Origin of the sequence: Congregibacter variabilis (genome assembly GCF_045689235.1) — a bacterium.
GTDB lineage: Bacteria > Pseudomonadota > Gammaproteobacteria > Pseudomonadales > Halieaceae > Congregibacter > Congregibacter variabilis.
Map to the genome: position 1 here is coordinate 204,786 of NZ_CP136864.1, position 20,157 is coordinate 224,942.

Annotated in this window: 14 protein-coding genes; 10 read left to right on the plus strand and 4 right to left on the minus strand. The window is 55.1% G+C overall.

From position 1 onward, the window contains the following. Positions 1 to 24: 24 nt before the first annotated feature. Entirely contained in the window at positions 25 to 1,569 is a 1,545-nt protein-coding gene (locus R0135_RS00885) for a PAS domain-containing sensor histidine kinase (protein WP_407348382.1), read from the minus strand. 244 nt (positions 1,570 to 1,813) lie between these two features. Here R0135_RS00885 and R0135_RS00890 point away from each other — a divergent pair, with 244 nt between their 5' ends. The 5 genes from R0135_RS00890 (at position 1,814) to R0135_RS00910 (ending at position 8,388) form a co-directional block, all read left to right on the plus strand. Continuing rightward, positions 1,814 to 2,398, plus strand: a complete 585-nt coding sequence (locus R0135_RS00890; RefSeq protein ID WP_407348383.1) for a hypothetical protein — start codon at positions 1,814 to 1,816, stop codon at positions 2,396 to 2,398. A 108-nt stretch (positions 2,399 to 2,506) separates the two neighbouring features. Further along, positions 2,507 to 3,085 carry a DUF4136 domain-containing protein gene (locus R0135_RS00895; protein WP_407348384.1) on the plus strand — a complete coding sequence of 193 codons (579 nt, stop codon included), beginning with the start codon at positions 2,507 to 2,509 and terminating at the stop codon, positions 3,083 to 3,085. 151 nt (positions 3,086 to 3,236) lie between these two features. After that, the gene (locus R0135_RS00900) at positions 3,237 to 5,954 is read left to right on the plus strand and encodes a cation-translocating P-type ATPase (protein ID WP_407348385.1); all 2,718 of its coding nucleotides are present in this window, start codon (positions 3,237 to 3,239) and stop codon (positions 5,952 to 5,954) included. Further along, a complete protein-coding gene (locus R0135_RS00905; RefSeq protein ID WP_407348386.1) occupies positions 5,951 to 7,516 on the plus strand; it encodes a thymidine phosphorylase family protein in 1,566 nt (521 codons plus the stop codon). Before R0135_RS00900 ends, R0135_RS00905 begins: the two co-directional genes overlap by 4 nt. Next, complete coding sequence (locus R0135_RS00910) at positions 7,516 to 8,388, plus strand: ribose-phosphate diphosphokinase (protein WP_407348387.1); 873 nt, start codon at positions 7,516 to 7,518, stop codon at positions 8,386 to 8,388. Before R0135_RS00905 ends, R0135_RS00910 begins: the two co-directional genes overlap by 1 nt. A gap of 22 nt (positions 8,389 to 8,410) precedes the next feature. On the opposite strand, the gene R0135_RS00915 is transcribed toward R0135_RS00910, so the two are convergent. Continuing rightward, on the minus strand, positions 8,411 to 8,878 hold the full coding sequence (locus R0135_RS00915) for a hypothetical protein (protein ID WP_407348388.1): 468 nt from the start codon (positions 8,876 to 8,878) through the stop codon (positions 8,411 to 8,413). Positions 8,879 to 9,064: 186 nt separating this feature from the next. Here R0135_RS00915 and R0135_RS00920 point away from each other — a divergent pair, with 186 nt between their 5' ends. Beyond that, entirely contained in the window at positions 9,065 to 10,366 is a 1,302-nt protein-coding gene (locus R0135_RS00920; RefSeq protein WP_407348389.1) for an APC family permease, read from the plus strand. A gap of 31 nt (positions 10,367 to 10,397) precedes the next feature. Next, a complete protein-coding gene (gene tadA, locus R0135_RS00925; protein WP_407348390.1) occupies positions 10,398 to 10,850 on the plus strand; it encodes a tRNA adenosine(34) deaminase TadA in 453 nt (150 codons plus the stop codon). 59 nt (positions 10,851 to 10,909) lie between these two features. On the opposite strand, the gene mltF is transcribed toward tadA, so the two are convergent. Beyond that, entirely contained in the window at positions 10,910 to 12,349 is a 1,440-nt protein-coding gene (gene mltF, locus R0135_RS00930) for a membrane-bound lytic murein transglycosylase MltF (RefSeq protein WP_407348391.1), read from the minus strand. A 111-nt stretch (positions 12,350 to 12,460) separates the two neighbouring features. Here mltF and purL point away from each other — a divergent pair, with 111 nt between their 5' ends. The 3 genes from purL to secF all read left to right on the plus strand — a co-directional run bounded on the left by purL (position 12,461) and on the right by secF (position 19,305). Beyond that, positions 12,461 to 16,351 carry a phosphoribosylformylglycinamidine synthase gene (purL, locus tag R0135_RS00935; RefSeq protein ID WP_407348392.1) on the plus strand — a complete coding sequence of 1,297 codons (3,891 nt, stop codon included), beginning with the start codon at positions 12,461 to 12,463 and terminating at the stop codon, positions 16,349 to 16,351. Positions 16,352 to 16,498: 147 nt separating this feature from the next. After that, complete coding sequence (secD, locus tag R0135_RS00940) at positions 16,499 to 18,394, plus strand: protein translocase subunit SecD (protein WP_407349856.1); 1,896 nt, start codon at positions 16,499 to 16,501, stop codon at positions 18,392 to 18,394. Continuing rightward, positions 18,391 to 19,305, plus strand: coding sequence for a protein translocase subunit SecF (gene secF, locus R0135_RS00945; RefSeq protein ID WP_407348393.1), 915 nt, complete (start codon positions 18,391 to 18,393; stop codon positions 19,303 to 19,305). The genes secD and secF overlap by 4 nt, the downstream gene beginning before the upstream one ends. A 41-nt stretch (positions 19,306 to 19,346) precedes the next feature. Here the strand turns inward: secF and R0135_RS00950 are convergent, their stop codons facing one another. After that, a complete protein-coding gene (locus tag R0135_RS00950) occupies positions 19,347 to 20,141 on the minus strand; it encodes an inositol monophosphatase family protein (protein ID WP_407348394.1) in 795 nt (264 codons plus the stop codon). Positions 20,142 to 20,157: the final 16 nt, after the last annotated feature.

A 20,157-nucleotide genomic window follows, 5' to 3' on the forward strand; every position in this document is an offset into this window, starting at 1 on the left:
ACCATGACTACGACAGGTATAGACCTAGCCCATAGGGTCGGCATTTTCAGGGTCACTGGGAGCCTCCCTTAAGGAGCGTCCCGATGACACTAGTAATGTGAATGAAGATCCCTGACCTGGAATCGACTCAGCACTGAGGGGGTGTTCGAGTATCTGTGCGATGTGCTTGGCAATTGAAAGGCCAAGCCCGTTACCTTTGCGTCGGTTAGATGTCGGCTGTTCAAGTTGGTAATACTCGTCAAAAATCTTGCACAGTTTACTGTCCGGTATTCCGATGCCCGAGTCACGAACAACGATTTCGACGAGGTCGTCTTTATAGCGACACTCGATGGAAACCTCCCCGACATCGGTGAAGTTAATCGCATTGGACACCAGGTTTTCAATAATTCGCGTCAACAGCGATGGATCACTATGAACAACACAGTCTCCACCTGAGTAGCTCAGTCGCAGGCTCTTTTGCTCGGCCTGCTGCAGGTTGTCAGCGAGCACGCGGTCCATAACCTCCTGCAAGCAAAAGTCGCTTTTGTGTGGTGCGATCATTCCATGATCAATCACCGAGGTGTTGAGCAAGCTATCGAGTACTTCGCTCATGCTGTCAACGGACTGCCTCATTTTTGAGTTTATCTCGTGCAACTTTTGTCGGGTATCGTGATCCTCTTGTTCAAGATGGCGATCCATCACCGACAAGTAGAGGTTCAGTGACTGCAGAGGCTGGCGCAGGTCATGACTCGCTGCAGCCAGAAACCGGGTCTTTGCCGCTGTCGCAGATTCTGCAAGCCCGAATGCCTTTCGAAGCTCATCTGCGTAGGCCTGAGTTTGATTAGCTCGTTGTTCGGCCTTTTTTTGTGCTGATACATCATGACTTTCTGCCACCAAAAAATCGACCTGATCATCCACGCAACGCACAGGTCTGATAGAGAACTCGACGTTTCCATGACTACCATCGGGACGAGGATGGGTCGCCTCAAAGCGCACCGTGTCACCAGTGACTGCACGTTCAATAGCGCGTTTAAGTTGTTGCTGCAAAGGCTCTGAGTGGACCCACCAGTTGGTTTTCCAGTACTTCAGGCCTATTTCGTCTTCGTAGCGCAAGCCCGAATAGCGCAATGCCATCTTATTTACGTCCAACAAAGTACCGTCCAGGTCCACAATGCCTAAAAGCTGGTGGGTTTGTTGGAAGATCGCCCGAAACCGGTTCTCGCTCATAGCGGTTCGCTTGCTGATATCGCGCAGAACGCTAATGATCAGGGTCTTTTTATCTACGCTGATGGGACGTAGGCTAATGTCGAGCGGAAACTCTCGACCGTCTCTTGCTCTTCCACAAAGCGCGCGTCCACCGCCCAGCCGTCGGACCTGCCGGTTTTCTAAAAACGTCTGTCGATGATGTACATGCGCATTGCGAAAACGCTCGGGTAACAGCGCTTCGACATTTTTATGGGTAAGGCTCCCCTCGACGTACTCGAACAGCTGCTCAGCCAAGTGATTTGCCAGAAGGATTTTTCCATGGTCATCACTGATCACAATGGCATCTGGCATGGCGTCAAGCGTTTCGCGGTCCAACAGGTCCATCAGTTATTCGTCTCCTTTTGGAATGAGCCCACTTAGCAAGCTTAACAGGGCTTAGGTCTGTTTTTGTTCAGTTGCCCGCAAATCGCTTCTCTTCTCAATAACCTTGGTCCAAACCTTCCTGATTGCTCCGTAAGCGCCTAACCGTCGCGCTTAGCGGCCTCTGTGGAATTCCCCGTACAACTGCGGGAAGTACCAATGTCAGTACGCAGGTGTCAGGAGTAGTTTAAAAATCGTGGGTGATTGCATGCCGCGTTTATCAGGCGCGCTAATGCGCCAGTGCCGGTTTGAGCCGCGGGTCGGTTACTGCGTTTGCGTGGGCATGCAAATTGAACAGGGCGGATGCATTGCGCTGTATCAAACAATGTTATTTGGCACAGAAGAGGCTTATGTCATGAAGAAAATTCTTGTTTTGTTACCCATGCTCATTTTCTTGTTTGGATGTGAGGTGGATTCGCGGGGTTTCGTGCTTCCTGATGGCGATATTGCCCGTGGCAAACAGAGCTACAAGGATTTGGCCTGCAATCAGTGCCATAGCATCGCGGATGTGCCGTGGTTGGGTGCAGAGACTGAGGGTGACGTCCAGATTCCTCTGGGTGGAGCTGTGACGCGTTTAAAGACTTATGGCGAGCTTGTCACATCCGTCATTAATCCGTCGCATCGGATCGCGCGTTCCTATCTTGGCGCAATGGTTGCCGAGGACGGTGAGTCGAACATGCAACTGTATAACGATGTTATGACGGTTCAGCAGTTGGTCGACATCGTTGAGTTCTTACAGTCTGAATATGAAATGGTCGTCCCTGGACGTGTTTACCAGTACACACGATTTTAGCCGCAAAAACTTTGCCAATTCGAAGCGTGAGTTGACCTAAGACGCGCAAAACGCAAGCGATATTGACGAAGTCGTTCTGGTATTTAGCGGTTATTCAAGGGAATCATCATGATGGTTACGTTGAACCAAAGCCAAAAAATCATACTTTTCCTTGGTGTATCGCTAGCTCTTGTGGGGTGCGCTAGCTTTGACACCCATAGCGATTTCGATCCACAGATAACGTTTAGCGATTACCAGTACTTTACCTGGGCTGAGGATCGTCAATGGGTTCAGGCAAGAAATGTCGGCGACCACATTATTAGTGCACTGAATCTGCAGCGTATAGAAAACGCGATCGTCAATGAGTTAATGAGCAAAGGGTTTCAGAAAGCAGACAGGCGCGAGCAAGCTGATTTTTTAATTGCGTTTACTGTCGGTGTCCGAGATAAGTTGGATATCGATAGGTATCCCGTCGCTTATCAAGAACGGTGGGTCCGGCATTGGCCATACTATTGGGATTCGGTAACCGTGCATAGCTACGCAGAGGGAACACTGGCGATTGATGTATACGATAGAGTTTCGGGTCGTCCTGCGTGGCACGGCATAGCAAGTAAACGTATCACCAATGCGGATACGGAGCATGCCACTGAGTCGATTAGTGCAGCCGTCAACGCCATTTTGCGTAAATTTCCACCATCGAAACAATGATCGTTGGAACATCTAACCTAAGTGCAGCTATCAAAATGCGTCGACGGACCACAGCCTGCGCCATGGGAGTTAGTCATAAAAAATCACATGTTTTTTTTCGCCACCGCCGACCAAGCACTGGCGACGCAAAAGACTTCAAGAGCTGAAGACCTTGCCAGCCAAACTTACTGATGATCCCCGCTGGAAGACACCGTGGGCGCATGAGGCTGCTGAGCTTGCTGGCGCGCAGGGACTGAATTTAGAAAACGGGCTGTCAGATTTACAGGTGCTGCAACGGCGTCGAATCAGCGGGCCCAATGTCTTGCGTGAGACAAAACCCAGATCACGCATAGCCATGCTTTTTGCGCAATTTCGCAGTGTCGTTGTATTGCTTTTGTGCATTGCAGTAGGACTTTCGGCTGCAATGGGTGAGGTCGTTGAAGCCATGGCAATCGCCGCAGTAATTGCAATCAATGCACTCATTGGTTTCGTGACAGAGTGGAGAGCTACCCGGTCCATGGAGGCCTTGCGGCGCTTTGCGCGTAGCAAGGCAACAGTAGTCCGCAATGGGCATGCCAGCGGTGTGTTCGCCGCAGATCTGGTTCCCGGTGACATCGTCATGCTCAAAGCTGGTGATGCCGTTCCTGCAGACCTTCGCCTCGTGGATGTCGCCGATTTGCAGATAAACGAATCTGCGCTCACCGGCGAGTCGCTGCCTATACGCAAACACACCGAAGTCATTTCTGAGGCCGCAACGCTTCTTGAGCGAAGCAATATCGCTTACCGCGGAACCACCATAACTCGAGGCTCTGGTCGTGGTCTTGTCGTGGAAACCGGCATGCAGACCGAGTTCGGTCGAATTTTTGCACAAGTCAGCGCAGCAGAGCCACGGCAAACGCCGCTCGAAAAGCGTTTGGACGCCTTGGGTCAACGCTTGGCGTGGGCTGCGTTGGTAATGGCGCTGCTGTTGGCGATCGTCGGCGTTATCTCCGGTCGCGAACTATTCCTCGCTATCGAGGTCGCCATAGCTTTATGCATCGCAGCGATCCCGGAAGGTCTACCGGTTGTGGCCACCATCGCCCTTGCGCGGGGGATGTGGCGTATGGCGAGACGTAATGCGCTAATTACGCGCTTGTCAGCGGTAGAAACGCTGGGAGCAACCAGCATAATTCTTACCGATAAAACGGGAACCCTTACCGAGAGTCGCATGACGGTGACTCGTATATTGTTGTCCGATTCAGATGTTGTTCTGCAGGAAACTGCTGAGATTAACTCTGCCGAGCCGTTGGGGCAGCTGCTTCTAAACGCAGCGCTTTGTTGTAATGCGACGCTGGGTGAGGGTGATGATCCGGCGGCCAGCGCAACCGGTGATCCAACCGAGATCGCCTTGCTTGTCGCCGCAGCGCAGGCTGGCCTCGATCGGCCGGCGCTGCTTGACAAAATGCCACGGCAGCGTGAGGAGCCTTTTGATTCCAAAGGCAAGCGTATGGCGACGATACATCGAAGCGATGAGGGGGTTTTTGCTGCGGTAAAGGGCGCTCCCGAGGCCTTGCTACCCCTTTGCAATACAGAGCTGACGACAAGCGGTGAGAGGGCGCTGCAGGAGGCTGATCGCGCGCGATGGCTTACGCGAGCCGAAGCGCTTGCTTCGCTCGGTCTGCGGACCTTGGCTGTTGCGCAGTGCAAATTGAGTTCTGCTGAGGACTCTCCTTACGAAAATCTCCAGCTTTTGGGCATCCTGTCAATGGAAGACCCGGCACGCGAGGGTGTCCGGGAGGCGATTGAACACTGCCATCGCGCAGGTATGGAGGTGGTAATGGTTACCGGGGACCATCCTGCTACGGCGAGAAGCATTGCCTTGGAAACCGGTATTCTCAGTGCTCAGGATCCTGGTGAAGTTATTGTCGGAGCGCAGCTCCAGAAATTGCTTGAATCATCTACCAGCAATACTTTGTTAGATGCTCGGGTGTTCGCGCGGGTCACACCAGAACAGAAACTGTGTCTTATCGACCTGCACCAGAATGCGGGGCGCGTGGTGGCTATGACTGGCGATGGGGTCAACGACGCCCCAGCTCTCAAAAAAGCGGATATCGGTGTAGCCATGGGTATTCGTGGAACAGCCGTTGCGCGTGAGGCTGCAGCAATGGTGCTTCAGGATGATGAGTTCGGAACCATTGTTGCTGCTGTTGAGCATGGTCGGGCGATTTTCACAAATATCCGCAAGTTCGTGCTCTACCTTCTTTCATGCAATATCAGCGAGGTTCTCGTTGTTGTCATCGCGATGGTCGCGGGAGCGCCTCTGCCTCTGCTTCCGCTGCAAATACTTTTTCTTAATCTAGTGACTGATGTTTTTCCAGCGTTGGCTTTGGGTGTTGGCAGTGGCCCTCCGGGAGCTATGTTAGAGCCTCCCAGACCTGCGTCAGAACGCATACTCATGCGTGTGCATTGGTTAATGATAATAGTTTATGGAAGTTTGATTGCAGTATCAGTTCTGGGGGCCATGGCGATAGCGGTGCTATTTCTGGATTTCGGTACACAGCGGGCGGTTACAGTTTCCTTCCTTACATTGGCGCTTGGGCAAATGTGGCATGTGTTTAATATGCGCGACGACTCTGCTCGGTGGCTCAACAACGAGATTACTGGAAACCCATGGGTATGGGTGGCTTTGTTACTCTGTCTCATCCTTCTTGCTGCTGCTGTTTATCTGCCACCCTTGGCTTCGGTACTTTCGTTAAGCGCACCCGGTGCCAGCGGCTGGTTGCTTATTGTCACAGCGAGTTGTATCCCGGTGCTATTCGGTCCTGCTCTGAAACACGTCGCGCTGCGGCTGTCCAAGTCACTAAATCAATCCACCGACGAGCCATCAAGTGGCGCACAGCTTGCCCGATGAAAAAATCCAAGCCTAAGCCTAAGCAGCGCAATGCAACCCTCAGGCTTCATCGCCTCGCAATAGATACTTATCGCGAGAACGTTGCTTACCTGCATCGACAGTGCGAAATTTATCGAGCGGAAGGCTTTCAGGCGCTGTCCAAGGTAGAGGTCCATGGCAAAGATGGCGTTCGTATCATGGCCGTGCTCAACGTGGTCGATGACAGCGCGCTGGTACCGCTGGACGGTCTGGGGCTTTCGGAAGAGGCGTTTGCTGCGATGGGCCTCCAAGAGGGTTCTGCGGTAGAAATACGTCACGCGGAACCACCTGCATCCATGGATTCGGTGCGCCGAAAAATTGCAGGTGAGCGCCTGAGTCCTGCAGAGTTTCTGGCAATCGCACAGGATATAGCAGAGCGGCGCTACGCCAAGATGGAGATTGCTGCATTTCTGGTGTCTTCCGGGCAAACAGGGCTGGATCGGGACGAGATTGTGGCCCTCACCCGTGCCATGGTGGCTCAGGGCGAGCGCCTGAAATGGCATAGGGATCTGGTGGCCGATAAACACTGTATCGGTGGTATTCCCGGCAATCGCACTTCTATGTTGGTGGTGCCCATCGTGGCTGCACATGGAATGCTCATTCCCAAAACATCCAGCCGCGCCATCACATCGCCGTCTGGCACCGCAGACACGATGGAAGTTCTGGCAGAAGTACAGCTGTCGCGGGAACGGTTTCACGAGGTAATACGGCGCCACAACGGGGCGCTTATCTGGGGAGGCACGGCTAACCTGGCACCGGTTGACGATATTCTTATTTCCGTTGAGAGGCCCTTGGGAGTCGACTACCCGGGCCAGATGGTGGCATCTATCCTTTCAAAAAAAATGGCGGCTGGTTCGACACACCTGGTGATAGATATTCCGGTAGGTCCTAGCGCCAAAGTTCGTCGAATGCGCGACGCGCTGGCTTTGCGCAAACTCTTTGAATATGTGTCCGATGCCCTTGGATTGTTTGCTGAGGTTGTGGTGACCGACGGGCGTCAACCCATAGGCCGAGGCATCGGTCCGGTGTTGGAGGCGCGTGATGTGATGCAAGTATTGCAGAACGATCCCGATGCCCCGGCAGATTTGCGTCAAAAGTCCCTGCGACTAGCCGGCCGCGTTATTGAATTCGACCCGGACGTTCGCGGCGGCGACGGCTTTGTTATCGCCCGGGACATACTGGACTCTGGACGAGCACTGGCGGCTATGGAAAACGTGATCAAAGCGCAGGGACGGCGTGAGGAAGTACTTGTGCCCGGAAGTCTGGTGCAAGATGTCTGCGCAGAGAGCGCGGGCACTGTTATCGAAATCGACAATCTTCAGATGGCGCGTATAGCGCGGCAAGCCGGGGCTCCCATGGATAAAGGCGCAGGCGTAGACCTTTTAAGGAAGCTCGGTGATACGGTACGGGAGGGCGAGCCGCTATACCGCGTACATGCCTGCTTCGACGCGGATTTCCGGTTTGCCAACGACCTGATTGCGCAAGACTGCGGCTACCGTCTGGGCGCGGCGGAGCAGCTGGCAAAAACCTTCGCAGAATTCTGATGCTGCTTCTGGGCTTTCCCGAATCCGCAAAGCTGACGTCCGATATCGCCAACCGGCGGGACTGTGCGCACGCGCAGATAGAAATACATCGTTTTCCGGATGGCGAGAGCCGGGTGCGATTACCGGCGGAGCTTCCTCAGAACGTGGTGCTGTGTCGCAGTCTTGATCAACCCAATGACAAGCTGGTGGAGCTAATGTTGGCGGCGCGCTGCGCGCGAGACCTGGGGGCTCGACACATTACGCTGATCGCGCCCTATCTTTGTTACATGCGCCAGGATATGGCGTTCAATCCGGGCGAGGCGGTTAGTCAGCAAATCGTAGGCGCTTTTCTGGCCAGTCTTGTCGACACACTGATTACAGCAGACCCACATTTGCACCGCGTCGCCACGTTGGAAGATGCAGTGCCGGCGTCCTCGGCGCACACTATTAGCGCCGCTGTGCGCATGGGAGAGTTTTTAAAAAGCCGAGGCGTAAAGCCGTTGTTGCTAGGACCTGATGAAGAGTCTATGCAATGGGTGCGCGTGGTTGCAGATATTGCAGGACTGGACTTCGTGGTCGCCACGAAGACGCGCCTCGGTGATCGCGATGTGCGGGTTGCGCTTCCGGCCGGGGATTACTCGGGTCGTGAGTTGGTGCTGATAGACGATGTAGCGAGTAGCGGGCATACCTTGATTGAGGCTGCGGGTGCGCTTTTTGCCGCTGGTGCGGCGCGCGTGGACGTATTGATTACCCATGCGCTATTCGCCGCTGATGCGCTTGGGAAACTGCGCGCAGTTGGTGTGCGCCAAATATGGAGTTCTGACAGTATTCCTCACTCAACGAATGCCTTTTCTCTGGCGGAGGATTTTTCCGAGGCGCTTGAACGAGTGTGAAAAAATTAGAACACGACGCTCTTTAGTCGCCCAGAATCAGAGGCTCTGACTTGGCAATAGGCTCGGATGCCTTGGGTGCAACCCACTGACAGTTAGCCTGAAAAAGATCATTCACAATAAGCCCCAGGTCCCCGTAGGCGCGACTTCGCCTGGCATCGAGCAGGGCGTTGATACGACTGATACTGTCTCCTGTCTCCCAGGTGATGTGTCCGGTGAGCAGGACGAATGCCTTTTGAGTCAGTACTGCGCCTTCGACCCCAATATCCCGCGGTTCCACAGTGCGGAAGCTGAGCAGATCGTGCTCAGCCAGCCATACAAAGGTTTCGAAGCAGGCCTGGGATCGACGATCAGGAAGGCCGGTCATATCCCACTTTATCGGCCCCGTAATATCCTCTACTAACAGCAGGTAGCGCACCGGAAAAGCCGAGTAAAGCGCACAAAAAACCTCTGCGCAGCTGTAATGAAAGTCGTCGATGTGGGTGGTTCTCATAAGTGTGCGTCGTTACTTTCGCTGCTGGTGATGACGTTCATTGCAGGCAGGGACCTTGAGTGACTGTGGCAGGGATCAACGATGGCTAATCTTACCGCTTCTGCGGTAATTGGAAAGTCGTTGATTGGTAGTGGATATAGACCACACCGACACTCTTGCTGTCTGCTAGTCTGCTAACATCGCCTCATGCTGAATCACCCAGAAAATCGTCTGCGGCGCGATATCGGTAGCTTTGGTGCAGCGTTTCTTGTGCTTAATGCTCTGATCGGCGCCGGAATCTTTGCGCTTCCCGGTAAAGTCGCGGTGAACGCCGGATTGCTCAGTCCGTGGTTGTTTCTTGTAGTGGGTGCCTTGTTTCTTACGGTTGTTCTTACATTCGCTGAATTGGCCAGTTACTACGACGAGACCGGTGGCCCCGTTTTGTACGCCACGGAGGCCTTTGGTCCGCTTGCGGGCTTTGGTACTGGCTGGCTTTTGTTCTTGGCAAGAACGACTTCTTTTGCGGCTAACGCGACGGTCATGGCTGCATACCTGGGCTCCTTGTTCGAGGTGCTGGCGGGAGAGTTGCCCCGCGCGATCATTATTACCACTGTGGCGGTGGGACTTACCTGGGCAAATATTGTAGGTGTACGTAATGGCGTGCGCGCTATGGGTATCTTTACAGTGCTCAAGGTGACGCCGTTACTGATATTGGTGCTGCTGGGGCTGCAATATGTATCGCAAAGCACGCTTCTTCCTTCAGCAAGCCTACTCGTTGATGATTTGGGCAGTACAACGCTCTTGATGATCTATGCGTTCGTGGGTTTTGAAACCCTTGCAGTCACCGCGGGCGAGACCGCCCAGCCTCGTCGTACTCTGCCCCGGGTGTTGCTGGCAACGGTTGTTGCGACGGGTATTCTGTACTTCCTGATTGTGCTGGTGTTCGTGTCGGTAATAGAGCCCTTGCAGTACGATAAGGCAACGCTTGTTGATGTGGGTCGATCTCTCGCCGGGACCGCAGGCGCCTTTGCCATCACCCTCGCCGCAGTTTTTTCGATCGGCGGAAATCTGGCCGGCTCAATGCTCGCTGCCCCCAGGCTTGTTTTTTCCCTGGCTGAGAATCGCCAGTTGCCACCGTGGTTTGCCCATGTGCATCCCCGTTACGCGACGCCTGACCGTTGCATCATGCTGATGGGGATGCTCGCGTTGGCGCTCGCTTTGTCGGGGTCTTTTGTAAAGCTTGCGGTCGCCAGTTCTGTAGCTCGTCTTCTGGGCTACGTTATTTGTATCGCCTCGTTGCCAGCTATTCGCAACAATGTCACTAAAGCGGTCCGTAACGGTGCGTTTCGACTTAAGGGTGGATACCTCATCCCGGTTTTGGGGCTGGTCATTTGCCTGTGGTTGTTAATGCAGTCACAGGCAGAATCCTGGTTGGCGGTCTCGTTACTTCTGGTAGTGGGTGCGCTGTTTTACGCTTTCGAAAAACGCTTTGGTTTAGCGGGGCGTTAGGGGTGTCTGTTGTTTTGCTAGTGTCTGCGCGATGACCCTAAATGATGCCTTTATGTTGCGAGCGCTGGAGTTGGCACAGCAAGCCGCTGATGACGGTGAAGTCCCTGTGGGGGCGGTTGTCGTTGATGGTGGACGCATTATCGGCGAGGGTCGCAATGCACAGATAGGCTCTATGGATCCCACAGCGCATGCAGAAATTAACGCTTTGCGCGTCGCTGCTGCAACGCTTGCCAACTACCGAATGCCTGGCGCTACGCTGTATGTCACATTAGAGCCATGCAGTATGTGCTGTGGTGCTCTGGTGCATGCAAGAATTGAAACGCTGGTTTTTGCGGCACGGGAGCCTCGCGCGGGCGCCGTGGTGAGTGCCCGGAATCTGCTTGATGAGTCTGCGTTTAATCACCGTGTAGCCTGGGTAGAGGCTGTCGAGCATGCGCCGGCCAGCGCGACAATGCTACGCAGCTTCTTCCGAGAGCGACGCTAAGAGAGTTTCGCTTTGTATTCTTTGTTAATTTCGCCGGAGCCTGGGGGCAGCCAAATGTACTAAAGGGCTCTGAGTTTGAGGTTGCGTAGGAACTCCGGTACCAGAGGCTCCGCGTCTCTCGGTGCTTCCGGTCGTTCGGCACGGGCTGTCTGCCAGCGCAGGATGTTGTAGTAATGCCGAATGTTCTGAACATAGCGTACCGCCTCCAGTCCTCGGGCGTAGCCGTAACGCAGAGTTCTGTAGTGCTTGGGCTCTTCCAAAAGCGGCAAGGTATCCATGATGTCAGTCCACAAATGCGGATCACCGCCGCGACGCTCGGTAAGCACCCGCGCGTCCTCCAGATGCCCCATGCCTATGTTGTAAGCGGCAAGTGCGAGCCAACTGCGGTCGGGCTCCAGAATATCGTCGGGGAGGCGCCGGCGCAGTTTCTTAAAGTACCGAGCTCCGCCGCGAAGACTCTGTGCAGGATCCGTGCGGTCGTCCACGTCCATTTCTTCTGCCGTGGCCAGGGTCAACATCATCATGCCTCGAACACCGGTGCGCGATGTGGCCTTGGGATCCCAGTGAGACTCCTGATAACTGATCGCTGCGAGAAGCTCCCAGGGTATTTTTTGCTCCCGCGCCACAATTTCGATGAGTTGTTGGTAGCTGCTCAGGTCTCGGCGTACTTTGCCCACAAAAGTCTGTGAGTCGATTCGGGAAATGTCTTCGTCACGATCAAAGTAGCGACGTTCAATCTGAGCGATGCTCTCGTCTGTCAGGCGGCGATGTAAAAAGTCGTTGATTGTTTCCAGAAGCGATGTGTCTCTGACTGAACTGTGTAGGTACCAGACAATGTCTTCCTCCACTGCCAGGTCAAAAGCGACCTCGAGACGAGGCACAAGGTTTTGCTGAATAAAAAAGTCACGGGAGTCGACAATCGCTAAATCGCTGCGATCTTCATTAACCCGAGAGAGTAGTTCTCCCGTATCGCTACCCTCAACGCTTTCCCATTCGAGCCAATTCAGGCCTTCGTCCCTTAGTTTCTCCAGCAATTCCTCATGACTACTGTCAGCGAGCACAGCCAGGGTCTGACCGGCGAGGTCCTCAATTTTTCGCGGCTTTTTACGGCCCACTTTATAGACCACCTGCGGTATCTGCTTGGCATAGCTTTGGGAGCTGGCAAAGTGCTTGTTGCGTGCCTCGGTGAGTGTGAGGCCGGCGCCGGCAATATCCGCTTCGCCGCGCTCCAGGGCATTGAACAACTCGTCCAGCGAAAATGCCGTGGTAACCACCAGGTCGACTTCCAATTCTTCTGCCAGGAGAGAAGCCAGTTCGTATTCGAAACCCCGTGGGCCGGAGCGGCCTAAATAGTACGTGGTAGGGCTGTTGCGAGTAATAAACCTCAACTCTCCCCGCGTTTTTATCTCCTCAGACGTTTTGCTCTGATTATCACAGGCGCCCAGAAACAATGCCGGTAACAGCGCGAGGATATGTAGTAGATGTAAAGAGCGAGCCATCGTTTGATTGTAACCATCCTGAAACAGACCGAAAGACTTGCTTTTGGCTTAACGCCGCTTGGCCGTAGCGGTACAATTCGCGCCTTTGTTGCCATAACGAGACCACCTCCAATGCTAGTGATCCCCGGCGCATCGGCCCTGTCACCTTTTAGGCAGCAAGCGCTGGAGCAACGTTTGCGCGCGCAATGGCCCGACATTGCGGTTCTTCGCAGCGGATTCGTGCACCTCGTGGACGGCGAGCCACTGCCTGAGGCGCAGTCCTCACGCCTGCACGGTTTGCTTGCTCAGGCTGCGACCGATGACTTTTGCAGCCTTGAGTCTCTCGATAATGGCCGTTGGCTGTTCGTGTTGCCTCGCCCAGGCACCATCTCACCCTGGTCCAGTAAGGCCACGGATATTGCCCACGGCTGTGGCTTTGCCGGGGTTCGGCGCATCGAGAGAATCTGCGCCTATGAACTTGAAGGCGTCGAGCCGGGCTCAGCGGCCTGGCAGGCGGTGGCGTTGACGCTTCACGACCGTATGGTCGAATCCACGACGGACAGTCTCGGTGGTCTGCAGGGTTTGTTTTCGCAGCTCGCCCCCGCCGAGAGTTTGTTCGTGGATGTACTTGGCGAGGGTCGCGAAGCCTTGGAAAAGGCGAATCAAACGCTGGGTCTGGCACTGGCCGAAGACGAAGTGGACTATCTTTGCGAGAGTTTTGGCGGTCTCGGGCGGAACCCCCGGGATGTTGAGTTAATGATGTTCGCCCAGGCCAACTCCGAACACTGCCGCCATAAGATTTTTAATGCGAGTTGGACTATTGATGGCGATGAGCAGGCCAAGAGCCTCTTCGCAATGATCCGTAATACCCATGCGCATGCGCCCGATGGCGTGCTGTCCGCCTATTCGGATAATGCGGCCGTTGTCGCCGGGCACGAAGCGAGTCGTTTTACGCCGGCAGGTGATACCAGAGAGTACAGCGCTCAGTCTCAGCCGGTACATTTGTTAATGAAGGTAGAGACCCATAACCATCCTACGGCTATTGCGCCTTTCCCGGGTGCTGGCACCGGTGTGGGCGGCGAAATTCGCGACGAGGGTGCCGTGGGGCGCGGATCCAAGCCCAAAGCGGGACTTACGGGTTTCAGCGTATCCAATTTGCGTATTCCCAACTTGCCGGAGCCGTGGGAAAAGGACAATGGCAAGCCGTCCCGCATCGCTTCTGCACTGGACATCATGCTGGAGGCACCAATTGGTGGCGCGGCGTTTAACAATGAGTTTGGTCGTCCCAACATCTGCGGTTATTTTCGAAGCTATGAGCAGCGTATTGCCGGAGCTCCTGATGGACTATCTCTGCGGGGTTATCACAAACCGATCATGATCGCCGGAGGCTTTGGAAACATCGCCCCGGAGCACGTAGAAAAACCGGAATTCGCCCCAGGTGCCGCGCTTCTGGTATTGGGCGGCCCCGCGATGCTCATAGGGCTCGGCGGCGGGGCGGCTTCCAGTATGGCGAGTGCCGACGGTCAGGAATCTCTCGATTTTGCGTCGGTACAGCGACAAAACCCCGAGATGGAGCGTCGTTGTCAGGAGGTGATTGATCGTTGCTGGCAGCTGGCTGACAAGAATCCCATAGCGTTTATTCACGATGTCGGGGCCGGGGGGCTCTCCAATGCGCTGCCAGAACTCGTCAAAGACGGTGGTTGCGGTGGATTGTTCTCGTTGCGCGATGTGCCCTGTGATGATCCGGGTATGTCACCCCTGGAGATCTGGTGCAACGAGAGCCAGGAGCGTTATGTACTCGCCGTCGCCACAGATGATCTGCCGCAGTTTATGGCTATCTGTGAGCGCGAGCGCTGCCCCGTGGCAGTCGTGGGTGAGGCCATCGCAGACAAACAGCTTACCGTCAGCGATGTGCACTTTGATGACAAGCCTGTGGATATGCCCATGTCGGTGCTCTTTGGTAAGCCGCCGAAGATGCATCGTGAGGATCACCGGCGAGCGGCTCCGGCAATTCCCCTGTCCAGTGCGCCATCAGTGGACGAGGCGCTGCATCGCGTATTGGGGCTGCCGGCGGTGGCTAGCAAGCGTTTTTTAATAACTATCGGTGATCGTACGGTGACAGGCCTGGTCGCGCGGGATCAGATGGTAGGGCCCTGGCAGGTGCCGGTAGCCGATTGTGCGGTTTGCCTGGTGAGCTACGACTCCGATCAGGGAGAAGCAATGGCCATGGGCGAGCGCACGCCCACGGCGCTTCTGAGCAGTGCGGCGTCTGCCAGAATGGCAGTCACCGAGGCAATTACCAACATCTGCGCTGCACCGGTAGCGCGTATGAGTGACATTAGACTGTCTGCAAACTGGATGTGTGCAGCGGATACACCCGGCGAGGGCGCCGCGCTCTTTGATGCGGTTCACGCCATTGGCGAAGAGTTGTGCCCGGCCCTGGGTATCGCGATTCCTGTGGGCAAAGACTCCATGTCCATGCAAACCCGCTGGGCGCAAAATGGCAGCACCGAAACTGTCACCGCTCCTATGTCTTTAGTTGTGTCTGCGTTTGCACCGGTTGGAGACACTGCAAAAACCTTGACGCCGATGCTCAAGACCGAGCCAGAGTTGGTGTTGATGCTCGTGGACCTCGGTCGGAGCAAGGATCGGCTCGGGGCGTCAGCCTTGGCACAGGTTTATGGAGAGCTCGGAACCGAGCCTGCTGATCTGGATAGTCCCGCTGACCTTTTGGCCTTGTTTGACTTGTTGTTCTGGGGAAAAGAGCGTGGCGACGTCATCGCTTACCACGATCGTTCCGATGGTGGCTTGATAGTGAGCCTCGTAGAAATGGCCTTTGCTGGTCGCTGCGGCCTTGAGCTTGAGCTGCCCGAAGGTCGAGACGCGTTGTCCATGCTTTTTAATGAAGAGCCAGGCGTTCTTTTGCAGCTGCCAAAATCACAGCTGGCCGATTGGTCCGCTCAAGCTGAGCGACTGGGTATAGGTCAGTGCCTGCAGGTACTGGGACATGCCCGTGCCGATGAGCAGGTGAGAGTCTGGTCTGGGAGCGAACTGCTCATAGATACCATGCGCGGAGCGCTGGAGGAGCGCTGGAGTCAATGTAGTCATGCGCTGCAGCGGCTTCGCGATAATCCGGATTGTGCGGATGAAGAATTTGCGCGAATCAGTGCAGTGGACCCCGGTTTATCGACGCATGTGGGTTTTGATATTCATGAGGATATCGTCGGCTCAATGATTAATATCGGCGCCCGGCCCCGAGTGGCGGTTCTTCGAGAGCAGGGTGTGAATGGGCAGGTAGAGATGGCTGCTGCCTTTGATCGAGCAGGATTCACTGCGGTTGATGTGACCATGAGTGATCTGGTTGCCGGTGATGCACATCTTGCGGAATTTCATGGTCTTGTGGCCTGCGGAGGTTTTTCTTTCGGTGATGTGCTCGGTGCGGGCGAAGGCTGGGCAAAATCCATACTGTTCAATTCTCATTTAAGAGACAGTTTCAGCGAGTTTTTTGCCCAGCCTGAAAGTTTTACTCTGGGGGTCTGTAATGGCTGCCAGATGTTATCGGTACTACGAGAGTTGATTCCCGGGAGCGAGCACTGGCCCTGGTTTCGGCGCAATCGCTCGGAGCAGTTCGAGGCGCGGCTTTCTATGGTGGAAGTCGCTGACTCACCTTCGGTGTTTTTGAGTGGCATGGCCGGGTCTCGTCTGCCTATCGCCGTGGCACATGGCGAAGGACGAGCGGTGTTTGCCGATCCTGCCGCTCAGGAGCGCTGCGAGGCGGCGCAGCTGGTGGGGCTACGCTATATAGAGAACAGTGGCGAAATCGCACACCGCTACCCGGCAAACCCCAATGGGTCCCCCAATGGGATAACCGGGGTGTGCAGCGAGAATGGGCGGGTCACGATCATGATGCCGCATCCGGAGCGGGTAATTCGCCGACGTCAGTTCTCCTGGGCGCCGGATGATATGGCCAATGATTCACCCTGGCTGCGACTCTTTCAAAACGCGCGGAAGCATATCGGCTGAGAAATGCGCCGAGCGCGTCCAGACAGTTGTACCGTCAGCCCTTGAGCCTCAGCGGTCAGCGTCTATAATGCGCCACCTTTATTCTCGGGGGTTCCAGGCTCAAACGATGTTCGTTTGACGCAGCTCCCCACTACTGCAGACCATGGCATGCTCAATCGTTATCCAATTTGGAAATATCTGATCGTTTTGATCATTGTTCTTGGTGGTGCGCTCTATGCGGCACCGAACCTTTACGCGCCGGATCCAGCGCTGCAAGTCGCGGGGGAAAGCAGCGGGACAGTCATTGACGATCGCCTGTTGACGCGCGCTACAGATGCCCTCACAGAGGCGGGTATCGAGCACTTTGGCGAAGAGCTGGAGGCATCGGGGCGCAGTGCGCTTATCCGGCTTCGAGATCAGGATGTGCAGCTACGTGCCCAAGCGGTGGTGTCCCGTGCTTTAGGTGATGGCTATATCATCGCGTTAAACCTCGCAGAAACAACGCCCGAATGGCTCACAGGTCTTGGTGGGCAGCCCATGAAGCTTGGGCTTGATCTCTCCGGAGGCGTGCATTTTAAGCTGGAGGTGGATACTGTCGCGGCGGTTGAGCGTCGTATGGAGTACTACCTGAACGCTACAAAACGCGCGCTGCGAGAAGAGCGCGTTCGCGGTTTTGTCGGTCTGGATGGCGATAGGGCCGTTGTGGGGCGTTTTCGCTCCGAGGATCTTCGTGAGCAGGCCCGCAGTCTGATTGGCGACGCGTTCCCAGAGCTGCTCCTTGATCGTGTGGATGAAAACGATGAGTTCATGATCTTTGCGCGTATGACCGATCCAACCGTCGATGAAATCATCGATTATTCGGTTAGTCAGAACCTCACCACCTTGCGTAATCGTGTGAACGAGCTCGGCGTTTCGGAGCCCCTGGTGCAGCGCCAGGGCCGAAACCGGATTGTGGTGGAGTTGCCGGGTATCCAGGACACCGCAGAAGCAAAGCGGATTCTTGGCAAGGTTGCAAACCTCGAGTTTCGTTTGGTCGCGACGCCAGACGCCGCAGCGGCAGATCGACAGCGTTTTGAGTATCGCAGTGCTGATCGACAGGGCGCCACGGAGTACCTCGAGCGAGACATCATCATTACCGGTGAGCGGGTATCTAACGCACAGGCCAGTTTTGATCAAAATGGCATGCCGAATGTGCAAATCAGCCTGGACAGCGAAGGTGGCTCATTGATGTCCCGGGCTACCCGCAACAACGTGAAGCGGCGAATGGGCGTGCTGTTTATTGAGCGCAAGTACCGAACCCGTTACGAGATGGATGAAAATGGGCAGGAAGTTGCCATTAAGGTGCCCTACGACGAGAAAAAATTGCTCACGGCGCCGGTTATTCAAAGCGCTTTGGGTGCGCAGTTTCAGATTACAGGGCTGGATAATCCCCTGGAATCTTCAGAGCTTGCGTTGATGCTGCGCGCCGGAGCATTGGCTGCGCCCATCACCTTTGTCGAAGAGCGGACTGTGGGGCCATCTTTGGGCGCCGAGAATATTCGTCTGGGTGTTAAGTCTGTGCAGTATGGCCTGACGCTGGTTGTGCTGTTCATGATTTTTTACTACCGCGTGTTCGGCCTATGCGCAGTTACGGCACTGACCGCTAACCTTGTGCTCTTGGTAGCGATTATGTCGCTCCTTGGGGCAACGCTGACCCTGCCGGGTATTGCCGGTATTGTGTTGACCGTGGGTATGGCGGTAGATGCGAACGTACTCATTTTCTCGAGGATTCGAGAAGAGCTTGGCAATGGATTGTCGCCGCAGATGGCTATTCATTCAGGTTTTGAGCGCGCGGTGGCAACCATTCTTGATGCCAATATTACGACCCTGATTGTAGCCGTGATTCTTTACGCCGTGGGTACCGGACCGGTAAAAGGCTTCGCCGTAACATTGTCCGTCGGCATCATCACATCCATGTTTACGGCAATCATGGGTACTCGCTCTCTGGTGAATCTCATCTACGGCGGACGCCGGGTGGGCACGCTGTCCATTGGTAGTGTGCCCAAGATGGAGGAAGTCGCATGAAAACCATCAACTTTATGGGTAAGCGTCGGCTGGCAGCGGCATTTTCAGCGCTTCTGATCTTGACTGCGATTGGATCATTGGTCTTCAAGCAACTCAATTGGGGGCTCGACTTTACTGGTGGAACCCTGGTTGAAGTTCACTATGAAGAATCTGCGAATCTGAACGAAATTCGCAGCTCGCTGGCCGAATCTGGCTATGCCGGAGCAATCGTGGTGAGCTTTGGTACTGACAAAGATGTATTGATTCGCTTGCCCGATGGCTATTCGGACGCCCAGGGCACCGAAATGCTCCAAACGCTTCAAGCGTCATCTGGTGTGGGTGTTGAGCTTAGGCGCATCGAGTTTGTGGGACCTCAGGTAGGAGATGAGCTGCGGGAGCAGGGCGGTTTGGCGATGCTCCTGGCATTGGGTCTGGTGATGCTCTACATCGCTTTTCGCTTTCAGTTCAAGTTTGCTGTCGGTGCGGTGGTCGCCTTGATCCACGACGTTATCGTGACCCTTGGGTTCTTCTCCATCAGCGGTTTGGAATTTGACCTTACGGTTCTCGCAGCCTTACTTGCGGTGATCGGCTACTCCTTGAACGACACCATTGTTGTTTCGGATCGTATCCGGGAAAACTTTCGCAAGTTGCGTCGGGCGGACCCGCTGGAAGTGGTGAACATCTCTCTGAGCGAAACCCTGGGCCGGACTCTGGTTACGTCTTTGACCACTTTGCTGGTGTTGTTAGCTCTGGCTCTCTACGGCGGAGAGATGATCTTCGGCTTTGCCGTGGCCCTGCTTGTGGGCGTGATGATTGGTACTTACTCGTCAATCTATGTGGCGTCGAACGTGTTGCTCAGTATGGGTGTCAGTAAGGAAGATCTGATGATTCCCATCAAAGAAGGTGCCGAGCAGGACGACTTAATGCCCTGATCGGCCTTTGGTCGGTCAGCGCTGCTGCGAGCGCTGCGATTTTAGCCTCGCAGCCCTTTAGTCGCTTGTAGCACGGCCTTAAAGCACTTGGGATTGCCGCAGACAATGTCGCCGCTGTCTAAAAAGTTCTCCGCGCCGTCAAAGTCTCCAACAAGTCCGCCGGCTTCGCGCACGAGCAGGGCGCCAGCTGCCATATCCCACAGAGACAGGCCTTTCTCCCAGAATGCGTCCAGTCGCCCAGCGGCAACATAAGCCAGGTCAAGCGATGCAGCGCCTCCGCGGCGAATACCTGCGCATTGCCCGGCGAGTACCGCGAGACTCTCGGCGTAAGCGGGGAGACGGTCTTCATGATGTCCCTTGAAGGGAATACCTGTTCCCAGTAGTGCTCCGTCCAAAGAGGCCAGTTTGCTCACACGAATCCGATGTCCGTTGAGCTGCGCGCCGCGTCCACGAGAAGCTGTAAATTCCTCCCGGCGCACGGGATCGACTATGACCGCGTGTTCCAGGCGGCCTTGATAGATGCAGCCGATGGATACGGCGTAGTGGGGAATGCCCCGGATGAAGTTGGTTGTACCGTCCAGGGGGTCAATTACCCACAGGTAGTCGGCATCTTCCGGGCCGGTCCTGCCGGATTCTTCACCCAAAAAAGCGTGCTCAGGGTAGGCGCGTTGGAGCTGGCGAATGATTTCCTGTTCCGCAAGTTCATCGACATCCGACACGAAATCGTTAGCGCTCTTCTTGCGTACGCCAATACGCTCGAGGTCGTCAGATGCTCGCACTATAAGTTCGCCCGCTTTGCGCGCGGCGCGAAGTGCGATACTAGTCATCGGTTCCATGAAAAAAGACCTGCAG

Coding starts and splice junctions, on each gene's coding strand:
- R0135_RS00895 (WP_407348384.1), top strand. CDS start 2,507: ATGATGGTTACGTTGAACCAAAGCCAAAAAATCATACTTTTCCTTGGT.
- R0135_RS00885 (WP_407348382.1), bottom strand. CDS start 1,569: ATGGACCTGTTGGACCGCGAAACGCTTGACGCCATGCCAGATGCCATT.
- R0135_RS00910 (WP_407348387.1), top strand. CDS start 7,516: ATGCTGCTTCTGGGCTTTCCCGAATCCGCAAAGCTGACGTCCGATATC.
- secF (WP_407348393.1), top strand. CDS start 18,391: ATGAAAACCATCAACTTTATGGGTAAGCGTCGGCTGGCAGCGGCATTT.
- mltF (WP_407348391.1), bottom strand. CDS start 12,349: ATGGCTCGCTCTTTACATCTACTACATATCCTCGCGCTGTTACCGGCA.
- R0135_RS00920 (WP_407348389.1), top strand. CDS start 9,065: ATGCTGAATCACCCAGAAAATCGTCTGCGGCGCGATATCGGTAGCTTT.
- R0135_RS00905 (WP_407348386.1), top strand. CDS start 5,951: ATGAAAAAATCCAAGCCTAAGCCTAAGCAGCGCAATGCAACCCTCAGG.
- R0135_RS00950 (WP_407348394.1), bottom strand. CDS start 20,141: ATGGAACCGATGACTAGTATCGCACTTCGCGCCGCGCGCAAAGCGGGC.
- R0135_RS00890 (WP_407348383.1), top strand. CDS start 1,814: ATGCCGCGTTTATCAGGCGCGCTAATGCGCCAGTGCCGGTTTGAGCCG.
- purL (WP_407348392.1), top strand. CDS start 12,461: ATGCTAGTGATCCCCGGCGCATCGGCCCTGTCACCTTTTAGGCAGCAA.
- tadA (WP_407348390.1), top strand. CDS start 10,398: ATGACCCTAAATGATGCCTTTATGTTGCGAGCGCTGGAGTTGGCACAG.
- secD (WP_407349856.1), top strand. CDS start 16,499: ATGCTCAATCGTTATCCAATTTGGAAATATCTGATCGTTTTGATCATT.
- R0135_RS00915 (WP_407348388.1), bottom strand. CDS start 8,878: ATGAGAACCACCCACATCGACGACTTTCATTACAGCTGCGCAGAGGTT.